Here is a 21022-nt window from a genome sequence, read left to right as displayed (position 1 = left end):
CTCCGGGTGCAGGCATTACTGGTGAATGAGCGGGCCCACGATGACGTGGGGCTGGAGCTGCAGGCAGTTGGGACGCGGACAGACGACCAAAGGCTGGACGGCAAGCTCATCGAACACGTGAATATTGACGTCCAGGATGCGCGACGGCTCGCGCTTGCAGGCTTCGGCGACTTGTGGGGTGAGCGGCTGCGGGAACGAGCAGATCGGATTGTTGCCGAGATAGGATTTTCCGATCACCGGATGAACGTGAACGAAGTTCTCGATCCGGTTGCCTCGCAGATCGACGATCGACAGAGCCGGAAGCGAGCCGAGCGGCAGCGCATTGAAGACCCGATTGTTGCGCAGATCGACATTCGACAACGCCGGCATGTTCGACAGATTGCCGACGTCAGTGATCTGATTGTCGTTCAGATAGATGTATTTGAGCCCGCTCGAGCTGAAGCGCGGGATCGCCGACAGCCGGTTGGTGGCGAGGTTCAGTTTCTGGAGTCCCGTCAGCGAAGCGATCGGGGACGCGTCGGTGATCACATTGTCGAACAGGTTAAGTTCTCCCAGCGCCCGAAAATGGACCACGGGGTTGACGGCGATGATCGACTTCTTGTTCAGCGTCAGGCTGGTCAGTGACTGCGCCCAGCTCTGCGCAGAGCTGCAATCGGCGCTATCGACGTGGTCGGCCTGCATGCGGCTGTCGAGTGCCGCCATGAAGCCTCGCGCGTCGCCGAGCGCGATAGAATCGAACCGGTAGACGATGCAGTATTCGGCGAAGCTGGCGTATTGCAGCGGCAGGTTGCGCATACCGGCGTCGTCGAGCAGCGGCAGGTCCGCCAACGGCGTCACGGATTGCACGTGTGTGTTCGAGAAATAGAGCTTGGTCAGCTTGTTGAGCATCCCGATGCCGATCAGGTTCGACACGGGATTGCCGTCGATGCTCAGTTGTTCGAGGCGGCGCAGTTGCAGGACGCCCTGGATCGAGGGGATCTGGTTGTTGCGGATCCAAAGCTTCGTCAGCCCCGGTATCGCCGACAGCGCCGAGACGTCGGACAACTGGTTGTCGGACAGGTCGATGGAGGTGAGATTGGCCATCACCGGGAAGAGCGAGACGCTGGTCAACCCGCGGTTCTTCGCGTCGGCGAACTGGCGTGAATTGAGATCGTCGTAGGCTTTGCCGCAGGCAGCCTTGCCCGAGATCGACAGCAGCGCATTCACTTCCGTGGCTTGCGCGGAAGTCAGAAAGTCAGTCTGGTTCCGCATCAGGCATGCCGACAGGAAGTCGGTCGCCTGCACGGGATTGTCGGAAAGATCGAGATTGATCAGGCCCGATAGCGCTGCCAGCGGCCTGACATTGACGATCGAATTTTTTGACAGGTTGAGTATGCCGAGGTTGGTCAGGCCGGCAAGCGGCGCGACGTCGGTGATGGCATTGCTCGACAGGTTGAGCGAGGTGAGTTGCGGCAAGGTCGCGAGCGGACGCAGGTCGCTGACGATCTTCGACGAAAGGTCGAGCGCCGTGGTCGCCAGCAGATTGTTGCCGACCGCGGCGCACGTGCCGCCGCCCTCCAATTCGACCATGGCGCGGATGGTCTGCCCAAGCGGGGTCGCCGCGTCGCGATGCAGCACGCACAGGTCAACGAAGCTCTGCCCACCGTCCGCGACAATTGGATTGCCGCTGAGGTTGATGGCGAGCGTCGAGGGGAAGCTACCGAGATTGGCGAAGGTCTCGATCTTGTTGTTGGCGAGGTTGAGGCTGGTCAGGCCGCCGAGGGCGCTGAGCGGATCGAGCATGTCGCCTGTCAGTCCATTGTTGGCGATGGACAGTGTCGAGAGCGCCTGCAGGAATTGCAGCGGCTCGAGGCTGGCGATCTTGTTGTTGTCGAGCGTAAGGTTGGTGAGCAGCGCCAGCGCCGACAGGGCGCGGATGTCGGTGATGTCGTTGTCGGAAACGTCGGCCCGCGTCAGCGCGATGAGCGGCGCCAGCGCATTGATGTTGCCGACGTGATTGCCGGAAATGTCGAGGAAGGTCAGCGTTTTGAGCTTGGTCAGCGGCCCGAGGTCGGTGATCGAATTGTCGGCGATCGACAGGCTCGTGAGGTTCTTCAGCACCGCAATCGGTTCGATCGACTGCACGCCCTTGCCATTCAAGTTCAGGGTTGTGATCGATTCCAGAAAGGCCTGTGCCGCGGCGCAGGCGGCCGGGTCGCCGAGCGCCGAGACCCCGCCGGGCGTTGAATCGAGAACCGCCATCACGGTCGCCGTCTCAGCCGGCGTGCGGTCGCCCTTGACGCACCACTTTGCGAAGGTCGTCGGCTTGTCGACCAGCGGCGCGCCGGAGAGGCACGTGATGGTGTGGATCTTGCCGGCGAAGAACGGCGTTGGGTCGGCGTTCAGAGCCTGGTCGAGATTGAGCTTCAGCTCGGTGACGAGCGGCGCGCAGCTCGGAATGTAGAGCCGGTCGGAAAATGTCGTCGCGCCGAAGTCGGAGGGGAATTGCAGGTAGTAGACGAGGCCATTGCCATTATCGTGCGCGAAAACCTTGATCGGATATGTGTCGCCCGACGGGCACAGCAGTGGATTGGCGGCGGGATCCGCGGCGACGATCGCGCTGTCGACGGCGGTCAGCACCTCCGAAGGAACCGTCGCGAACCCAAGGCCACGGATCACCGCTTCCTCGTCCGCCTGATCCTTGCAGCGGATGCGGTAGCCGCGCCCGTCCGAGATAAGCAGCGGATAGTGCAGCCGGTTCGCCTCCAGCCCCGGATCCTCGAACAGCACAACCTTCGGCTCGTCCGCGCGGGCCGGGACGGTGCCGGCGGCCACGAGCGTGACCACAACAAGGAGCAATTGGGCGATGCGGTTCATCGGATCTCTCCTTTCGAGCTCAGGCTGATCGATGCGGCTCAATCAGCCCGGGCGACTGGCAGCACTACCTCTCGTCCGCCGCCTTGATGGTCCAGTAGCCTGACGGATCGCGGTCGCAGGTGAACTGAAGGGCCGGGATGTTGTTCAAGTTGCTCACTCCGCCGGCAATGGTCAGGCACTTGCCCGTCTGGACGTTTTCCGCCTGAACGCCGTCGCGCGTCTCGACCAGGTTCCAGCGGCGCGAAGGGTCGCTGTCACAGTTGAACTGCAAGGCCGGGATGTTGTTTTCGGTGCTGATCCCGCCGGCAATCGTCAGGCACTTGCCCGTCTGGGCGTTCGCCACCTGGAAGCCGTCGCCTGTCTCAACCAGCCTCCAGCGCTGCCATTGACTGCCGTTGCAGTCGAATTGCACCGTCGGTGCGTTGTTGTCGGTTCTTCCTTCCGCGACCGACAGGCACCTTTCGGTTTGCCTGTTCACCAGCATGACTTCGGGGTCAGCCGCCCGGATGCTCCAGAATCGCGACGGATGGCGGTCGCAGTTGAACTGGAGGGCAGGGACGTCGTCGTCGGTGCTCTCCCCGCCGGCAATCGTCAGGCATTTCCCCGTCTGCACGTTTTCAGCCTGGAAGCCGTCGCCGGTTGCGGTCAGCTTCCAATGTCGCGATGCGTCCCGGTCGCAGTCGAATTGGAGGGCAGGGACGTTGTTATCGGTGCTGACCCCGCCGGCAATCGTCAGGCATTTTCCGGTCCGTACGTTCTGCAGCTGAAAACCATCCTCCGTCTCGACCAGTTTCCAGCGACGCCACTGGTCGCCGTCGCAATTGAACTGGACGGCAGGGGCGTTGTTGTCGAGGCGCCCCTCGGCCACAGCCAGGCACTTTCCGGTCTGCATGTTTGCCAGCACCACGTCGCCTTCCTTCACTGCCGTGATGCAGGCTTCAAAAATCTTGCCGGAGGCCACGGTCGATTGCTCGGGTCGACTGATGCAGACCGGATTGCCGTCCAGCGACGGATTGAATGGCAGGATGGCGCTGACGGATTGCGCCGTGGCCAGGCGGTTTGCGCGCAGGTTCGGAGCGGCGAGTTTGGTCAGGCTCATCAAGGGACGCGCATCCGTGATCCGGTTCTTCGACAGGTCAAGCGCGGTGAGCTCTTGCAGAAACCGTAGTGGCGACACGTCGACGATCTTGTTGCTGGCCAGAACCAGCCGGGTCAGCGCCCGTGCCGAGGCGAGCGGCCGTAGATCGGCGATCTGGTTGGAGCTGAGGTCGGCCTCGGCCAGATCCTTCATCACCGCCGTCACGCTGATGTTGCTGATCCGATTGCGCGACAGATCGAGGAACGTAAGCTTGGTCAGCTTTTCCAGGTCGCGCATGTCGGTAATTTCATTGCCGGACAAGGTCAGGCTCGTCAGATGGGTAAGTGTCGCCAGCGGCTCGAGGTTTGTCAGCCGTCGCCCGGCCAGGTCGAGCGTCGTGCTCGACGCGAGAAAATCCTGTGCGCTTGCGCACGCCACCGGATTGCCAAGGGCCGCGGCGCCGCCGGGTGTCAGGTCGAGCAGTTCCTCGACCGTCGTCTGCTGGGCCGGATCAAGGTCATCCTTGATGCACCAACTGGCGAAGGTCGTCGTCCTTCCGACAACCGGCGGCCCCGCAACGCATGCGATGGTATGGACCTTTCCGGCGAAGAATGGGGTCGGGTCGGCGTCGATCGCCTGATTGAGGTCGAGCTTCAGTCCCTCGACCAAAGGCCCGCAGCCGGGAATGTAGAGTTGGTCGGAAAGGGATGGCGAACCGAAATCGGTCGGGAACTGCAGATAGTAGACGATGCCGCTGCCGCCATCATGCGCAAAGACCTTGATCGGGTAGTTCTCGCCGGATGGACACAACAGCGGATTGGCGGCTGGGTCGGCCGCGATGACTGCGTTGTCGACGACGGTCAGCACTTGCGAGGGGACGGTGGCGAAGCCCAGTCCGCGGATCACCGCTTCCTCGTCGGCCTGGTCGTTGCAGCGGATGCGGTAGCCGCGACCTTCGGAGATGAGCAGGGGATAGTGCAAGCGGGTGGCGTTAAGCGTCGGGTCTTCCAACAGGACGACCTTCGGTTCGTCGGCCCGGGCCGGACCGGCATGGATCACCGCGAGCAGCGCCAGCAGGTGGAGCAGCGATCGGGCGATACGGTTCATCTGCCAATCCTCCTTTCGCTCTATTCGACGAGGCTGAAGCGGCCCGGCCCGCAGGCCCGGCTGGTATTGTCGTGTGCGATGTCGTTGCCCGGCAGCAGGAAACTGGCGCTGGAGGCGCTGTCGGCGAAGCTGACAGCGCAGCGGAAGCCGGACACCGTCGAGGTGGTGAAATTCGCCGACGAACCGCGCTCGAGCTGGATAGCGGAGCCGACCGCAAGGCCGGCTGCCGTCGGCGCCAGCCCGTCCGAGCGACCCGCCACGACCGCCCCGCGCAACACCAGCGGATTGGCTGCGGCGATGTCGGTGAAGTCCATCCGCATCAGGCTGTCGGAAGTGAGCACCGCGCCGAAACGCGCGCGGACAAGGGTGGAGCGGACCGGCGCCTGGGCCGAGATCAGCAGCCGGGCCCGAACGCCCTGGATCGCCAGCATGTCTGCTTCAACTCTGAGCCCTCGCGCATAAAGGTCGGCCAGGCACAGCGACGCGCCGCGCGCCATCGGTGACAGTCCGTCCGCCACGGTGCCGATGGTCACATCGTCGAGCGCGACCGCGCCGTTTTGAGCGATCACGGCGACGACCTCATCGGTCGTTTGATCGGCCGCCCGCGCCAGGTCGATCCGCTCGAGTTCGAGCCGAGGCAACCCGTCCGCGACGATGATCACCCCGGTCGCGGACAGGATGCATGAGGACGTGCCGGCAGGCACCCGGTTGGCGGTGCCGACGAGCCGCGTGCGGGCGACGCCGGGGGCTGGCGCCATGTGCACCGTCTTGAACGGCAATCCCTTCAGGATAAGTGTCTGCGGCGCCTTGACCGATGCGGGCAGTTCGAGCCTGAGATTCGTCCGTCCGGCGCAATCGCCCTCGGATGAGAATTGCGCCAGCGTCAGCGTGCCGCCATCATTGACGCGGCGAACGCAGGTATCGCTGGCCGACCCCCGACAGTCGAAACCGGTACCCGGCGGCGGAGTGGCGGTCAGCGCGCGATCTGTCTCGCCCATCCAGTCGCCAATGCCGGGGGCGGACAGGCCAAGCGCCGATGTTAGAAGCGGGCAACCCGTGAAGGACAGCGTCCGCCCTTCTGCGAAGGTCCAGTCCAGCCGCGTATTGCCGAGGGGGTCGAGCGAGGTGATGGACAGGCCAGCGGACAGCGGCGACAGGCCGAGGTCGATGCCAGGCTGCGCGAAGGCCGCGTGCTCGCGCTGATAGCCATCGCAATTCGATAGACACAGGTCAACGAAGGGCGCTGAACGAAGCACCGCCACAGCGTCGGCGCCGAGCAGGGTTACGGCTTCGGCCTCGGCGATGCCGAAGAATGCCCGCAGCTTCGTCTCTGCCGCTTCCGCGGCGGCCACATCTGCGATGATGTCGCGCGTCGCCTTGCCGTCGAGGCGCGCAATCGGCAGGTAGGAGGGCTGCGCGCCTTCGCCTGGCGGCGTGTATCGCACGACATAGACCGTGTCGCCGATGCTTTCGGCGCTGAGGAAGGTTTCGAACCGGTGCAGGCTCCAACGGGCCACGCTCGCCGCCGCTATGTCCGATGGACCGCCGAGATCGCCGCGCCCGCAATCGAGTACGAACGGTGTCCCGACGTCGGGCGGCGCGGCAAAACCCTGGAGCACGCCCGGCAGTTGCAGCCGCTCGCGGATGGCAAGTGCCGCCTTGATCTCGGCGCAGGCAGTGGGCACGGCGAAATAGCCGGTGCCCGAGGGGGAAGGCAGATAGTAGTTGCCGGATGCTTCGACATCGGCCCAGATCGCGGTCGTCGCCGGCCAGTCGATATTGAATGCCGTCCCGGGGCATGGCAGCCGCGGCTGCGTCCCAAAACTGTTTTCAGTTTGAAGCTTGGCGAGCGTCGCCTCCGAGACTAGCGCGGTGTCAGCCAGGTGCAGCAACCTTTTCGCCTGGCCCGGGCTGGAGCAGCCGGCAAGTTCCACCGCCTTGCCGTCGAAAAGCGCGACATAGACGTCGTTGTTCTGGTCGGTGACGAAAGCGGCAAGCTGCGGCTCGGCGCGGGCCACTGACGTGCCCGCGACAACTAGGGTGAGCAACACGACCGCCTGTCTCATCTCAATTCGCTCAAGCAGCTTGCGGCGCGGGCGGGGTCCATATTGACCTCGGTCATCAAAGGATCGAGGCCGGCTGACTGGCACAGCGCCTTGACCGTGATCGAATGCGGCCCTTGGAAGTCGACCGTAAGAGTTCCATTGGTGATCTGCCCGTTCTGGCCGACGCACAGCGGGTTGTTGGCAAGCGCCGGCCGACGGCAGGTCCGGATGACGTCGGCCATCGCGCGGCGGTTGGTCAGTTCGCAGAAATAGATGCGGCAGAAGGCGGCGACCGCGGCGCGGTTCTCGGCGTCGGCATTGATGATGCGCTTGATGTCGCCGACCAGCGCGCTCGCCTTGGCCTCGAAGGCGAGGCCGTCGACGCGCGTCTTCTCGCCCGCGATCTCGCCCGATCGTTCGGTGATCTTCGGCATCAGGTTGATGTTTTCCGAGGTTATGAACAGCCCGCCCTTCCACCGGTCGAACTCGTCGAGGATCGAGGTCGCCCTCAGGATCGCCTCGCGGTAGGCGTTGTAGATTGGCCCCATCTTTGTGTCGCGCGCCGCTTCGTAGACCTGGTTCAATGCGGCGTATTCCTTGTTCACTGTGTCGGCGCCCGCCTTGATGTCATCGATGCCGGCGCGCGAACTCTGCACCAGGCCCTCGGCTCGTTTCAGCTTGCGCGAAAACATCGCGGTGATCGGGCTCTCGACGCTGGCGAAGTAGCTCTCGATGACTTTGCCGGCGGCCCCGTCGGCGAAGGCATCGATCTCGGTGTCGGACAGATTGGAGATCAGGCCGCACTGGGCGTCGAAATCGGCGCTCAAGGGCCCGGCCTGGCAGGCGCTCATCTCGGCCAGCCTCTGGTCGAGCGTTCGGTTCGAAGCGAGCCCGTCGGCATATTCGAACAGCGCATGGTTCCATTCGATCGCGTTCAGGTCGGCCTGGCTGTGCCGCCGGTCGCGGCAGAACAGCGTCTGCTCCATCCGGTTCTGGTTGCCGGAAGCCCGGTAGGCGTCGAGGTGACGCGTCGCCTCGGCGCAGGTCGCCAAGCCTGAAATCAGCCCGGCGAGTTGCTGGTGGACGGGCGGCAGTCCGCGTGTCTGCGCCTCCCGCATCAGGTTGGCCGCACGTTCGCTGTCGCTCGGACTGCGGGCCGGGCGGTGGAAGACGCAGAGGCCTTGCTCGAAGGTCTTCAGCGTGCCGTCCGGAATGGCCGGCCCCTCGCAGTTGGGAGCGTCGAGAATGCGCGATTCGATCGTATAGCCGGCGAGATTGTCGACGAAGAGGTCGCGCGCGGCCGCTCCCGTCGCGCTGAGCGCCAGACCGAGCGCTGCTGTGGCGACGACGGCTCTCATGGCGCGCTCGCGAAGATGAAATAGAGGGTGAACACGGCGCCGTCGAACGGGCAGTCGCTCGGCTGCAGCGACAGCCGGTAGGAGCCGATCAGCGGCGCGCCGAGATAAGGCAGGATCAGGCTRGTGTCGTTCGATGGTCCGGGCGCGCGCGGGAATTTGCGCGCCTGGTAGCGATCCTGCACCCAGTAGCGGATGATCCGGCTGATCTCGTCGCCACTGTCGGCCTGGTTGAAGAAGGTCTGCAACGCGACGCGCTCCGGCCCGACCGAAATGTCTGCGCGGACCTCGCTCGACCCCTTGGTCAGCGGCTTGAAGATGAAGCCGCTGCCGCGGTGTTGCAGGGCGAAGCGGTTCCACTGCGCCCCCGTGCACTGGTAGTCGGTGCCGGCGAAGACATCGATCAGGGTCAGGTTCTTGCGCTCGCGGAATTTGTTGGGCGCCCACAGCGCGAAATAGCCGTTTGCCTTCATCAGCGCGTCGGTCGACGCGAAAGGGGAAACCTCGAACTCGACATTCTCGTCGAGCGCCAGCTTGCGGGCGAAACCTGAATTGGCGGGCACGACGATCTGGGCGACATCGATGTTGATCTGCCGCTCGTCGAAGAAGCGCTTGGCAACGATGTCGTCGATCATCGCCTGGAGCTGGGTTGCGTTGCGCACATAGACCGCGGGCACTGTCGCCGCGTCGCCGGTGAAGGCCTGCACCACTTCAAAGCGGCGCCGCATCAGGTGCATCAGCCGGTTGGCGGTCTCGAGCACGCGCCGCTTGGTCACCAGATATTCGGGAATGCCCTTCATCAGGTCGGCGATGGTGTCCTGGGTCGCGATGAACAGATTCTTGCGCGTCGCCGGATCGTCGATCTGGGTGACGAGCTTGGTCATGTCCTCCTGCTGCTTTGTCACCTCGGCCTGAACGTTGCTCTGGAACTTCAGGATGCTGTCCTGCAGCGCGCGGCTCTTCAGACCAAGATCCTTGGCCTGGTTCAGTCCCGCGACGAGTTCCTCGGTGTTGCCACGCGACTGCGTGATGCGCTGCTCGACGAAGGCGAGTTCGGCATCGTTCAGCGCCAGCATCTTGTCCTTCTGCCGGTCGCGCAGTTCGTTGATCAGGTTGGTCGAGGCATTTGATTCCTCGGCGAGGCCTGTCACTGTCGTCTGCGCGGCGCGGACGCGGTCGATGCGGCCGTTGGTTGCCGCGACCAGTTCGGCGACACGTGCATTGTCCTGGTTGAGCTGGGCTTCCGACAGGGACAGCTTGTCGAGTTCGAGATTGAGGATCGCGATCTCGTTGGTCAGCCGGTCGATCGTGCGCTGCTGGTCCGTAATCTGGAAACTCAGCATGTCGTTCTCGCGCGCCTGAAGATCGAGCCCGGCGAGGATGCGTTCGTGGTCGGACTTGAGCCGCGCCACCTGCTCGTCGATGCTGAGATCCTGGCTCTGGCAGTCAACCGCCGCCATCGAGCCCTGTAGCGCCAATTCCTTGATCTCCTGCGCCCCTTGCGCCAACCGGCCGGCCAATTGGAAATGCGTGTCGACCAGCGCCCTTGCTTTGAGCGCCTTGTCGAGATCGAGTTGGCCAATCGCCTGGCGGAGCTGCGTGAGGCGCTGTTTCAGCGCGTTGATTTCATTAATATTCGCCTGAGTGATCTGGCCGGTGGTGATGATCGTCGACAGGATGGATTGGGCCGCTTCCAAGGCCGCCCTGATCGGTTTGGCGACGTCCACCACAGTCGCGACGCCGCTGCCCAAACCGCAGGCGCAGGTGATGATTTCGGGCACCGCGGCGCCGATCGAGTATGCACCTTGCACCGAAGTCAGGATGACCTGCGCGGCCTGTGTGGTGCCGTTGAACGCGACGAACCAGGCGATCACTTCCGACAACTGGCCGTCGACCTGGTCACGCGCCTCCTCGAGGTCCGCCTTCCTCTTCGCATAGAGGTCCCTCTCGGCTTCGTAGAGTTTCTTGGCGAAGTCCGTTTCTGTCTGGGAAAAAGAACCGCAATCGACGTTCGCAAGTTCCTGCGGCAGCGGGATGTTCGATGTGATCATCTGCTGGTCGGCGATCAGCGGCTCGACATCGGCGAAGTCGGCGCTGCCGATGACGCACTTCATCAGGAACGCTTTCGCTTGTGTCTGCGAGTTCAAGAGCTGGGCCCTGAGGCCCGACTGACCGTCCGGGCCGCACATCTGGGCAACGTATTGGTTGCGCGTGAAGGCCGGCGTCACAGTTTGGCATGCCTGTTCGCCCGCGAGCAGCGGCGTGAACGGATGGTCGGCCGTATCTCCGATCAGGGCGAGCTGATTCTCGATGCCGCAAAGCTGCTCGCGGTCGACGGCCCTGCGGCGCTGATAGAGGTCGGTCTGGCGCAGTTGCAGTTCGGTGATTGTGTCGTTGGCGCGGGCGATCGCGCCGTGGTTGTTGGCGATCTGGGTTTGAAGGATCTGCCGCTGGCGAACCGCCTGTTCGAGCTGGTTGGCGTTGCGCTCCGTCTGGCGGGCGTATTCGGTGATCTGGCTCTCGAGCGAGGAAATCTGCAGATCGAGGTTCATCTGGGTCATTTCCCAGTTCAGCAGCCAGCGCAGTTCGTTGCGCCGCTCGACCTCGGCCTCCTTGGAGAGGACGATGAGGTCGAGTTCCTGCCTGTCATTGATCTGGCGGCGCTGGTTTTCGAACTCGGCTATCTTGGTGCCGAGCTCGATCTCCAGCGATCTGATCTGCTGGCGATAGCCGAATGTGTCCTTCTCGGCGTCGACCGCGTTGATCTCTTGCTGGACAGTGGTGGCGAAGGTCTGCGCCTCATGCTCCAGCTTGCCGATCTTGTGGGCGATAAGGTTGACTTCCTGGCTGCGGATCGTCCGCTCCTCGTCGAGAGCGCGCGTCGCTTCGCCTTCCTTGTTGGCGTACCACCGCTCGACCAGCGCCTCGACATTGCGCTCGACCTCGGTCAACCGCTGCTCGCTCTCGGTCAACGCCTGCTGCAGGTCCTCGAACGGGATCGTCGTGAACTGCATCGGGTCGATGTTGAGGAACAGGAAGCCCTTGCGCACGCTGTCCATGCGCGCATCGAGGTCGCTCTGCTGCAGCAGCAGGTCGGCGCGCAGGTCGTCGTAGGTGGACTCGCCCGGAATATCCATCTGCGTCTCGACCAGCACCCACATCGCGGCCTCGTAATTGGTGTAGGCCTTGGAGAGGTTGGGTTGGCTGTCGAGGCCAGCGCCTCCGACGGCGCCCAGCGTATCGTTGACAAGGAAGTCGAGCGCCTTGACGCGTGCCTCCGAGACGGTCTGGTACCAGACGTCCCCGGTGTTCATCAGCAGCTGGATCTTCAACGAGGACAGCGCCGTCAGCTGCCGCACGAAGGTGCGGTAACTCGCATCTGCTCCCGCCGCGGTGCCCTGGTCACCGCCTTGTTGTCGAGCGAGAATGCGAAGGCCCCGGTCGACGATCTCGATGCCTTGCCGGCCGAATTCCTGCGCCGCTTGCGGCGAAACCGGCGTATCGTTTCGGCTGACGCCGCTCGCCGACGAGAGGAAGGGCATGTCGGCGGCGAGGAACAGGCGATAGCGCCCGAGTTGCAGGTGGCAGTCGAAATCGCACACGATCGCCAGCCGTCCGGTCGCCTCGTCGCCGCAGGTCGTCAGGAACTGTTCGAGTTCGGTGGCGACTTCGCCCATGTATTTCACGTCGGCGCGGAAATTGGCGATCTTGAGCAGCGTCGTCAGCTCGCCGGCATGGCCGGCGGCCGCGTCGATGTCGAGCGCCATGCAGTCCTGCCCGCGCGCCATTCCCGCAGCGCCGAAAACGATGCTGGCGACCAGTCCACAAAGCAGGAAGAACCGTCTCATGGTTGCCCCGTCGACAGAAAGACCTCGGAAATCTGGCGCACGTGCCGGGCGAGTTCGGCCATCTGCGCCTTGGAAAGCGATGGATTCTGGAACCGCCCGACCACCGCCCGGGCATGGTTGATGCAGTCCTCGTAAGGGCCGTTGATCGTCGCGGTCAGCGCGCCAGTGTCGAGCGTGAGGTCGAGCCTCGAATACGCTCCGGCCAATCCTGCGCAGGAAGAAAGCTCGGCGGTGATCGCCGGATCGTCGACGACATGCGCGAGGCCGGAGAGAGCCGTCATGACGCCTTCGATCTGCCCGACGATCTGCGTCATCCTTGCCTTGCCGTCTTCGAACTCCTTCAGCGATTCCGGCTGGTTGAGGCTGGAGAGGTCGACAGCCTGCAGCGTGGCGATCGTCTCGGCTGCCTTGAGCTGATCCTCTTTGACGAGCACCATGTTGGCCTGTGCGTTGCCGAGCACACGCTCCAGCTCCATCACCTCGGCCGACTTGATCGACACGTCCATCTCGTTGACCAGCGACTGGTATTCGGTCGAAGCGGCGTTCATCAGGTTGAGCGTGTCGTCGACCTTCGTCCTGACTGCCTTGACGATTTGCGCGCGCACCCGCGTCTCGATCAGGCCGGTCGTCTCGGCGCGCCCGCGTACCGGCTTGACCGAACAGACCAGTTTCGCCAGCGCGTCCGAACCAAGCCGTGCACGCACGGCCTCGACGATCGGGAACAGCGGACGCCAGGCCGCAGGCAGCGAATCCAGGCTGGCGCCCGACAAAGGCCCGGCATTGATCTCGTTCATCCGCGTCAGGTGCCGGCATTTCTCCGGCAAGTCGGCCCCGGAGAAGTAAAGCCGCCCGGTAATCAGGTAGGCCTCGACGGCAGCGGCGTATTGTCGGCCGACGAGCGCGGCGAGCTCTTCGGCGCTATCGGTCGAGATTGGGGCGAAGAAGCGGTAGCGGCTGAGGTAGATTTCTGACCATGCGAGCCTTCGCATCAGCACCGAGGCGTCGTCGGCCGAAAGCGGGATGATCGGGAAACCGACGCTGCGGCTGCCGCCGGAGGAGCCCGACGCCTCGCCGACCACCTCGCCAGTGAAGGGCAAGCCGAAATCGGGCTGCGTCGCCTCGTGGCTCGGTTCGACGGCGGCGGGACCGGGGGCGAGCAGGCTGAACCGGCTCGTCTCGGGCGTCGCGTTGGAGAGCGTCGCGTTCCAGAAACCGTCGAGTTTCTCCGAAGTGTAGGCGCGCTCCAGGATCGATGCGGCACCGGCCGCGCCGGCCAGGACGCAACTGACAATCACGGACAACGCGATGGCTCGGAAGCTTGTCATCGGCAGTACCACACCCTGTCGGCAGCGCCTGCCTGGGCGCAGATGCCGGTGGCCGCGCCGTGCGCCTTCCAGTCCGCCTTTACCTTGGCGAGATCGTTGAATGCGCCTTGGGCGGCGTTGTCGGCATGAACCTCGGCGTCCAGCCGCCAGAAGGGCTTTGCCGGATCGGTCGGCAGCAGCACCCCGATCATGTTGATGTGGAAGGCGGAGACCTTGAGAAAATCCTCCGCGCTGGCGACCGTGTTGCGATTGAGATTGGCGTATTGCTCTGGCGTGACGTTGCCCAGTGCCCGCTTGAATTCTCCCTCCGACACTTCGACCGAGCGCAACATCTGYGTCGTCTTCGCAGCCAGGCCGTCGAGGATCGAGGTGTTGGCGACCAGCGTCGCGCCCGCCCCGGTCACCGGTCCGAAGATATCGGCGAAAATGACGCGGATCGCCTTCAGGTGCGTTTCGGCCGACTTGATCTCGACGCGGCGCAGGGCGATGCCCGTCTCGAGATCGGACGCCCGACTGACGAAGCTTCTCAGCGCCAATTGCAGCGTGTCGAACGAGGAACGAGCTTCCGGCGGCGGCTGCAGGAACACCGAGCGCGCATAGCGTACGGCCTCGCTACGGGCGATGTCCTCGACGGTGGCGCGTGTCAGCGCCGATTCCGGGCAGCCGGTGACGTCGCCGAGGTCGGTCAGCATCTGCGCGGCATGATAGATTTGATCCATCTGTCGCATCGTGCCGAACGAGCCGCTGGTGGTGAACTCGGCCTCGACGCCGGACAGGTAGTCGGTCAGGTATTCGCGCGCGAACTTCACCATCTCGCACTGCACGCCGGCGGCGCGCTCGCGGATGTGGCGGCCGTAAAACGATGCGCCGACGAAGTATTTCTGGTCGGGCGTCGGTTCGAACCGCTCGACGAAGAGCGACTGGATAACGGTATCATATTCACCGCAGGCATAGGTGCGCTCGAGGCATGCGGAGTCGGTCTGCAGGTCGCACTGTGACAGCGCCTGGCCGCACATTTGCTGAGCTGCGGCAAGGTGAGTTCCTTCGCCGTAGACAAGGAAGGCTGCCAAGACAATCGCCGGATTGAAGACGTATCTCTTCAGCAAGACGAGCAAAAGAAAATGCACGAAAGCCCCCCGGCCACCGAAGCGGCAGCCTCATCGCTCTTTACAGGCAATATCTTTGCAAGATCAATTTTGTATTGGATCGTTACAGCGAGGATCGGCCACAAAAAGCGTGGCTAACTCAAAGTCAACTTCGCCAAATAACGCATTTATAGAATGTAAACTAAAACGGATTGGCGACCAATGCACCTGGTTTTTGGCTTCCGTAACGGAAATTTGCGCCAAAGTATCGACGCGGTTAACGGATCGTAAAGAACTGTCTTTTGCGCACCTTCGATCCATTTCCCTGAGCGTCTAAACTTCTGTTCAAACGTAAAAGGAAATCTGGCTCGGCTGGCAAGGCAGAGACCTGCTGTTCTCGAGATGAGCCTTGTTATGCTGCCGGCTGCATAGCGGCCCGCAGCAGCATGCCGAACAGATCTCGCGGTTCGTCGGGATCGGCGAGCAGGTCGAGTTCCTCATAGAGGCCAGTCGCCTGCAGCTGGTCACGCACATAGCGTAGCGCCGAAAAATCCTCGATCGCGAAGCCGACTGAATCGAACAGGGTGATCTGCTTGGCATCTCGGCGGCCTTGCGCCTTGGCGGCAATCACTTGCCAGAGCTCGGTCACCGGATGGTCGGGATCCAGCTGCTGGATCTCGCCCTCGATGCGTGTCTGGGGCGGGAATTCGACGAAGATGTCGGAGCGCAGCAGGATGTCCCTGTGCAGTTCGGTCTTGCCGGGGCAGTCGCCGCCGACGGCGTTGATGTGGACGCCGGAGCCGACCATGTTGTCGGTGAGAATGGTGGCGCACTGTTTGTCGGCGGTAACGGTCGTGATGATCCCGGCACCTTCGACCGCTTCCTGCCCGGTTTCGCAGATGGTGATATCAAAACCCATGCCAGCCAGGTTCTTGGCGCATTTGCGCGAGGCGGACCGGTCGATGTCGTAGAGCCTCAGCCGATCGACGCCGGTCAGCGCCTTGAAGGCGATCGCCTGGAATTCCGATTGGGCGCCATTGCCGATGATGGCCATGGTGCGCGCGCCGCTCGGTGCCAGATACTTGGCCGCGACAGCGGACGTGGCGGCGGTGCGCAGGGCAGTCAGGATGGTCATTTCCGTGAGCAGCATCGGATAGCCGCTGCCGACATCGGCGAGTACGCCGAAGGCCGTGACCGTCTGCAGACCCTGGCGCATGTTCTTCGGATGGCCGTTGACATATTTGAAGCCATAGAGGCGACCATCGCTTGTCGGCATCAACTCGATGACGCCGTCATGGCTGTGCGAGGCGATGCGCGGCGTCTTGTCGAACAGGTCCCAGCGACGGAAGTCTTCCTCGATGTAGCCAGCGAGTTCGGTCAGGAAGCGCTCGACACCGATGACATTCACCAGCTTCATCATGCGGTCGACGCTGACGAAGGGGACGATGTTCAGCTTTGCTGTGGTCATGATCAAAAGCTCCCGGAATGGCTGCGGGTCGGCCGGTCCATGATGCGGCGGCCCATCAGGCTCGCGGTCAGGTCGACCATCAGCGTCGCGGTGCGGCCACGCTCGTCCAGAAAGGGATTCAGCTCGACCAGGTCGAGGCTGGAGACGAGGCCGCTATCTGACAGCATCTCCATCACCAGATGCGCCTCGCGGAACGTCGCGCCTCCGGGAACCGTGGTGCCGACTGCGGGCGCGATCGAGGGATCGAGGAAGTCAACGTCGAGACTGACATGCAGCAGCCCGTTTTCATCAGACACCCGCGCCAGGAAGGCGCGCAGCAGCGGCGCGATGCCATGCTCGTCGATGGCGCGCATGTCGTGCACGGTCACGCCCGCCTGGTTGAGCGCGCTGCGCTCGGCCGGGTCGACACTGCGCAGGCCCATCGTGCAGATACGCTTGGGATCGACCGCTGCCGGCAGATCCGGAAAATAGCCGTGGAAACCCGGCTGGCCGCTGGCGTAAGCGAGCGGAACGCCGTGCAGATTACCGCTGGCGGTGGTGTCGAGCGTGTGGAAGTCCGGGTGCGCGTCGAGCCACAGCACGAACAGCGGCCGCCCGGTCTCAGCGGCGCGGCGGGCGAGACCCGACACGGTCCCGGCCGAGATCGAGTGGTCGCCGCCGAGAAAGATCGGCATGGCGTCCTCGCTCGCCGCGTAGGCGGCTGCGGCAATGGCGGATGTCCACGCCGATATTTCGGGCAGGGCCTTCAGCGCCAGATTGCCATGCGAAATGCGTCTCGCCGGCATCGCCTGTACGGCGCCCATATCCTCGACAGCGTGGCCGAGGCCGGACAGCACTTCAACAAGTCCGGCGGTCCTCAGGGCGCTCGGCCCCATTTCGCAGCCCATTCTGCCAGCGCCGTCCTGCACCGGTGCCCCGACGATTTTGCAACGCATTGTTTTTCCCACGGCCAAGTTCGAATGCCGCGAGAGAACCATGGCGAGCCGGCGATATGAACAGGCAGAATTGGCAATTCGAAATGCATTGTTTATCGTATTGGCAGCAGAACTGATCAAAATGGTAAGCTGATGGATACGCTGGACGAACGGCTCGTAACCTTGCTGCGGCATGACGCGCGGCGCAGCGTGTCGGATCTCGCCGTCGATCTCGGCGTCTCGCGCGCCACGGTCAGGGCGCGTATGGAGCGCCTGGAACGGTCCGGCGACATCATCGGGTACACGGTGGTGCTGCGCGCCGACGCCGTCGATCAGCGCATCCGCGGTATCATGCTCATCGAGATCGAGGGCCATGCCGCCGACCGCGTGGTCCGGGCGCTGGGCGGCTTCCCGGAAGTCTCGACCATCCACACCACCAATGGCCGGTGGGATCTGGTGGTCGAACTCGGGACGGCATCACTGACAGATTTCGATGCTGTGCTACGGCGCATCCGATTGATTGCCGGCATAACGGGCAGCGAAACAAGCCTGCTCCTGGCCACGCCGCGCACCACGCGAGCACGACTAACGTAAGCAATTTGTCCATTATCCGGCATCAGGCTGACGGTGTTTATTCCGGCGTAGGCGGCGCTGGTGCCGTAGCTGCCCGCGGGCCACGGTCAAGCGCGTCCTGACGCTTGCTCAGCCTCCGTCCTCGTACAGACAATTTTTCCTCAAAATCGTGCATCCGTAGATCGTCGCTTCGTGAACCGGAACCCGATTTCGTCTAGCTTGCTTCATGAGCGAATGGCGCGAAGCTGATGCCGCTTCCCCAACAGTGCAGGCAGGACGCAGCATGATCGATCTCTATTACTGGCCGACGCCCAACGGCAAAAAAATCTCGATCTTCCTGGAAGAGACAGGCACGCCTTACGCACTGAAGCCTGTGGACATCTCACATGGTGACCAGTTCACGCCTGAATACCTAAAGCTCAACCCCAACCACCGCATGCCGGCCATCGTCGATACCGAACCGAAAGACGGCGGCGCGCCCGTCGGCGTGTTCGAGTCCGGCGCGATCCTGTTCTATCTTGCGGAGAAGACCGGCAAGCTCTGGCCGCAGGACCTGCGCACCAAGTACGATGTCGCGCAGTGGGTGATATGGCAGATGGCCAACCAGGGGCCGAAGCTGGGCGAAGCGGGTCATTTCCGCAGGCTGGGCGACAGGGAAGGCGACCAGTCCTATGCGCTACGCCGCTTCACCGACGAAGCAAACCGGCTCTACGGCGTCCTCAATATGCGACTTCGCGATCGCCGCTACCTTGCAGGTGAAGACTTCACCATCGCCGATATCATCAGCTATCCCTGGACCGTCAACTGGCAGGCACAGGGCCAGGACATCAATGAGTTCAGGCATTTCAAACGCTGGTTCGAGGAGGTCGGCGCGCGCCCGGGCGTGCAGCGTGGCCTGGCGGTGGGCGCCGACCTGTCAACCGACCAGAGCAAGCTTACGCCGGAGGAACAGGCCCACATCCGCAAGATCCTTTACAACCAGCGAGCTATTCATCTGCCTGACTGAGGGCTTATCCCATCACAAGGGCGCAACGTCGGAGAGAACCATGACAAGCAAAGTTGCCGTTATCGCAGGCGTGGGATCCGGCCTTGGCGCCTCGTTGGCGAGGGTATTCAGCCGCCAAGGATTCAAGCTGGTGCTGGCGGCGCGCAATGTTGCGAAGCTCGACGCGCTTGCCACCGAGACCGGGGCCGAGGTGATCTCAACCGACGTGTCGGACCCGGCATCGGTGGAAAACCTGTTCCGTGCGGTGGATGGCATCGGCCCGCTCTCGCTGGCGATCTTCAATGCGGCCGGCCGCGTGCGCGGCGGCATTGCCGATCTCGATCCGGAGGAGGTGAAAAGAGCACTGCTCGTGGGTGCCTATGGCGGCTTTCTGTTCGGTCAGCAAGCAGCACGTCGGTTGCAGGCCGCGGGCGCCGGATCGATCCTGTTCACGGGAGCCACGGCCAGCGTCAAGGGCTTTGCCAATTCCGCCGGTTTCGCAATGCCGAAGTTTGGTCTGCGTGGGCTGGCGCAGTCGATGGCGCGCGAGCTTGCGCCAAAGAACATCCACGTGGCGCATTTCGTCATCGATGGCGGCATAGCATCCAGCGACCCGGTGCGGTCGCCAGACTCCACCCCGCCCGACCGTTGGCTGTCGCCGGACGCGATCGCCGACGCCTATCTCGCAATCCATCAGCAGCATCGAAGCGCCTGGACGTGGGAGATCGAATTGCGGCCTTGGGTGGAGAATTTTTGATGCACAAGTAGCCGACTGCAACAGCCACCGGCCGTTGCCGGCTAATAGTGTATCGGCCCCTTGACCCCGCCGCCGCATGCGATCGCGTCGCCGTTGATGGCAACGCTTCGCGGCGAAGCGAGGAATGCAACGACGTCGGCGATCTCGGCCATATCGACGAGGCGACCGATCGTGACATTGGCGGCAAGACGCTGTTCGATCTCCTCGGGCGAAACGCCTGCCGAAGCCGCGCGGGCGGCGACCAGGGGAGCGGTCTTTTCGGTGCGGGTGAGGCCAGGATGGACCACCGTCACGTTGATCCCCTTCGGGCCCAATTCGTCGGCGAGATTCTTGGTCAGGGCAGAGACGGCAACATTACGGATCGAGCCGATGATCGAGCCAGTCTGGCGCGCCGCGAGGCCGCTTATGTTGATAATTCGGCCCCAGCCCGCGGCAGCCATGTGAGGAGCAGCCTCGCGCGCCATGCGAAGATAGCCCATCACCTTGACGTTCACGTCATCCCAGAACACGTCGTCGGTGATCTCGGCCAGTTTCGGCGGCGGTGCCTGCCCGCCCGGTTTGGCCGCGGCGTTGACCAGAATGTCGAGGCCGCCGAGCGCCGCGACCGTTGCGGCCACCAGCGCTCTGACCGAGCTGTCGTCCTGCGTGTCGACGGTCAGTCCGACGATCTTGCGTCCGGTCTCCGCAGCCAGTTCGCGTGCGGCAATGTCCACATCGGCAACGTTGCGTGCGGCGATGACGAGATCGACGCCTTCCAGGGCCAATTGCCGGGCGATGGCACGACCAATTCCCTTGCTGCCGCCGGTGACCAGGGCGCGTTTTCCGTCCAGTTGCAGATCCATGGCCTACTCTCCTCGCGTTAGATGGGTGGCTTCACCACTGAAGCTGCAACGCAGCGGTGGCCAAAAACCTTGCAGCACGCAGCCATGGAAGGGCCGCACCAGCAAGCTGTATCTTGCGTCACACCGCCAGGAGCTTGCGGAGAGGGGCGACGATCGCCTCGTCCTGCGGCTCGATGTCGGAGCCAAAGCGGGCGACAACGATCCCTTTGCGGTCGACCAGAAACTTCTCGAAGTTCCAACTCACCTCGTCGGGTTCGGGCGCGGCACCTTTCCCCGCCATCCGGGCCGCCAGCGTGCTACCCGGTTGGAAGACAGCCTTCGGCAGAGCCTCGATCAACGCTTGATAGAGCGGATGCTTCTGGGGTCCCTTGACTACGATCTTAGCGAACACAGGGAATTCGACACCATAGGTCAGCCGGCAGAATTCCTGGATTTCGGCGTCGGTGCCCGGTTCCTGGCCGGCGAAGTCATTGGCCGGGAAGCCGAGCACCACCAGGCCACGCTCGCGGTACGACCCGTAGAGCGCCTCCAGCCCATCATACTGCTTGGTGTAGCCGCATTTGGAGGCGACGTTGACGATCAGCAGGACGCTGTCGGCATATGCACGAAGGCTTGTGGTTGAGCCGTCGGCGCGGCTGAACGGAATATCGTAGATCGAGGCTGTCATAAGCAAATGTTCCTGCGCAGACAAAGATGGCCTCCGTACATTGGTCGCTCGGCCGCTCTCGTCAAGGAAAGCTGTTCTCCAGAACCAAATTGCCGCGCATCTTTCGAGACAGCCGGG

Annotated in this window: 14 protein-coding genes; 3 read left to right on the top strand and 11 right to left on the bottom strand. The window is 63.3% G+C overall.

From position 1 onward, the window contains the following. Positions 1–15 precede the first annotated feature (15 nt). The 9 genes from AC1D2G_RS25990 to rocF form a co-directional block, all read right to left on the bottom strand. Complete coding sequence (locus AC1D2G_RS25990) at positions 16–2856, bottom strand: leucine-rich repeat domain-containing protein (RefSeq protein ID WP_477417566.1); 2841 nt, start codon at positions 2854–2856, stop codon at positions 16–18. A 64-nt stretch (positions 2857–2920) separates the two neighbouring features. Beyond that, positions 2921–5041 carry an RICIN domain-containing protein gene (locus tag AC1D2G_RS25985; protein WP_477417564.1) on the bottom strand — a complete coding sequence of 707 codons (2121 nt, stop codon included), beginning with the start codon at positions 5039–5041 and terminating at the stop codon, positions 2921–2923. A 20-nt stretch (positions 5042–5061) separates the two neighbouring features. Next, the gene (locus tag AC1D2G_RS25980) at positions 5062–7107 is read right to left on the bottom strand and encodes a hypothetical protein (RefSeq protein ID WP_477417562.1); all 2046 of its coding nucleotides are present in this window, start codon (positions 7105–7107) and stop codon (positions 5062–5064) included. Further along, positions 7104–8444 (bottom strand): hypothetical protein, encoded by a 1341-nt coding sequence (locus tag AC1D2G_RS25975; protein WP_477417560.1) that lies wholly within the window; start codon positions 8442–8444, stop codon positions 7104–7106. Before AC1D2G_RS25975 ends, AC1D2G_RS25980 begins: the two co-directional genes overlap by 4 nt. Beyond that, positions 8441–12289 (bottom strand): coiled-coil domain-containing protein, encoded by a 3849-nt coding sequence (locus tag AC1D2G_RS25970; protein WP_477417558.1) that lies wholly within the window; start codon positions 12287–12289, stop codon positions 8441–8443. Before AC1D2G_RS25970 ends, AC1D2G_RS25975 begins: the two co-directional genes overlap by 4 nt. Next, positions 12286–13614: a hypothetical protein gene (locus tag AC1D2G_RS25965; protein ID WP_477417556.1), complete on the bottom strand. Its 1329-nt coding sequence runs from the start codon at positions 13612–13614 to the stop codon at positions 12286–12288. Before AC1D2G_RS25965 ends, AC1D2G_RS25970 begins: the two co-directional genes overlap by 4 nt. Continuing rightward, complete coding sequence (locus tag AC1D2G_RS25960) at positions 13611–14741, bottom strand: hypothetical protein (protein WP_477303400.1); 1131 nt, start codon at positions 14739–14741, stop codon at positions 13611–13613. Before AC1D2G_RS25960 ends, AC1D2G_RS25965 begins: the two co-directional genes overlap by 4 nt. Positions 14742–15111: 370 nt before the next feature. After that, complete coding sequence (locus AC1D2G_RS25955; RefSeq protein WP_477394575.1) at positions 15112–16167, bottom strand: ornithine cyclodeaminase; 1056 nt, start codon at positions 16165–16167, stop codon at positions 15112–15114. A gap of 2 nt (positions 16168–16169) precedes the next feature. Next, complete coding sequence (gene rocF / locus AC1D2G_RS25950) at positions 16170–17102, bottom strand: arginase (RefSeq protein WP_457151213.1); 933 nt, start codon at positions 17100–17102, stop codon at positions 16170–16172. 132 nt (positions 17103–17234) lie between these two features. On the opposite strand from rocF, the gene AC1D2G_RS25945 reads away from it, so the two are divergent. The 3 genes from AC1D2G_RS25945 (at position 17235) to AC1D2G_RS25935 (ending at position 19396) form a co-directional block, all read left to right on the top strand. Further along, positions 17235–17675 carry an Lrp/AsnC family transcriptional regulator gene (locus AC1D2G_RS25945; RefSeq protein WP_095080404.1) on the top strand — a complete coding sequence of 147 codons (441 nt, stop codon included), beginning with the start codon at positions 17235–17237 and terminating at the stop codon, positions 17673–17675. A gap of 262 nt (positions 17676–17937) precedes the next feature. Continuing rightward, the gene (locus AC1D2G_RS25940) at positions 17938–18660 is read left to right on the top strand and encodes a glutathione binding-like protein (RefSeq protein ID WP_477417554.1); all 723 of its coding nucleotides are present in this window, start codon (positions 17938–17940) and stop codon (positions 18658–18660) included. Between the two features lie 40 nt (positions 18661–18700). Next, a complete protein-coding gene (locus AC1D2G_RS25935; RefSeq protein WP_477417552.1) occupies positions 18701–19396 on the top strand; it encodes an SDR family NAD(P)-dependent oxidoreductase in 696 nt (231 codons plus the stop codon). A gap of 41 nt (positions 19397–19437) precedes the next feature. Here the strand turns inward: AC1D2G_RS25935 and AC1D2G_RS25930 are convergent, their stop codons facing one another. Beyond that, entirely contained in the window at positions 19438–20238 is an 801-nt protein-coding gene (locus tag AC1D2G_RS25930; protein WP_477394564.1) for an SDR family NAD(P)-dependent oxidoreductase, read from the bottom strand. A gap of 118 nt (positions 20239–20356) precedes the next feature. After that, positions 20357–20905, bottom strand: a complete 549-nt coding sequence (locus tag AC1D2G_RS25925; protein ID WP_477417550.1) for a glutathione peroxidase — start codon at positions 20903–20905, stop codon at positions 20357–20359. Positions 20906–21022: the final 117 nt, after the last annotated feature.

Source organism: Mesorhizobium sp. P2_C7 (assembly GCF_056404515.1).
Note: the sequence above shows the minus strand (reverse complement) of the source record. Positions and strands in the feature narration are given on the sequence as shown.

Excerpts from the sequence above, each read along its gene's own strand:
- AC1D2G_RS25990 (WP_477417566.1), bottom strand. The coding sequence starts at position 2,856 with ATGAACCGCATCGCCCAATTGCTCCTTGTTGTGGTCACGCTCGTGGCC.
- AC1D2G_RS25985 (WP_477417564.1), bottom strand. The coding sequence starts at position 5,041 with ATGAACCGTATCGCCCGATCGCTGCTCCACCTGCTGGCGCTGCTCGCG.
- AC1D2G_RS25980 (WP_477417562.1), bottom strand. The coding sequence starts at position 7,107 with ATGAGACAGGCGGTCGTGTTGCTCACCCTAGTTGTCGCGGGCACGTCA.
- AC1D2G_RS25975 (WP_477417560.1), bottom strand. The coding sequence starts at position 8,444 with ATGAGAGCCGTCGTCGCCACAGCAGCGCTCGGTCTGGCGCTCAGCGCG.
- AC1D2G_RS25965 (WP_477417556.1), bottom strand. The coding sequence starts at position 13,614 with ATGACAAGCTTCCGAGCCATCGCGTTGTCCGTGATTGTCAGTTGCGTC.
- AC1D2G_RS25955 (WP_477394575.1), bottom strand. The coding sequence starts at position 16,167 with ATGACCACAGCAAAGCTGAACATCGTCCCCTTCGTCAGCGTCGACCGC.
- rocF (WP_457151213.1), bottom strand. The coding sequence starts at position 17,102 with ATGCGTTGCAAAATCGTCGGGGCACCGGTGCAGGACGGCGCTGGCAGA.
- AC1D2G_RS25945 (WP_095080404.1), top strand. The coding sequence starts at position 17,235 with ATGGATACGCTGGACGAACGGCTCGTAACCTTGCTGCGGCATGACGCG.
- AC1D2G_RS25940 (WP_477417554.1), top strand. The coding sequence starts at position 17,938 with ATGATCGATCTCTATTACTGGCCGACGCCCAACGGCAAAAAAATCTCG.
- AC1D2G_RS25935 (WP_477417552.1), top strand. The coding sequence starts at position 18,701 with ATGACAAGCAAAGTTGCCGTTATCGCAGGCGTGGGATCCGGCCTTGGC.
- AC1D2G_RS25930 (WP_477394564.1), bottom strand. The coding sequence starts at position 20,238 with ATGGATCTGCAACTGGACGGAAAACGCGCCCTGGTCACCGGCGGCAGC.
- AC1D2G_RS25925 (WP_477417550.1), bottom strand. The coding sequence starts at position 20,905 with ATGACAGCCTCGATCTACGATATTCCGTTCAGCCGCGCCGACGGCTCA.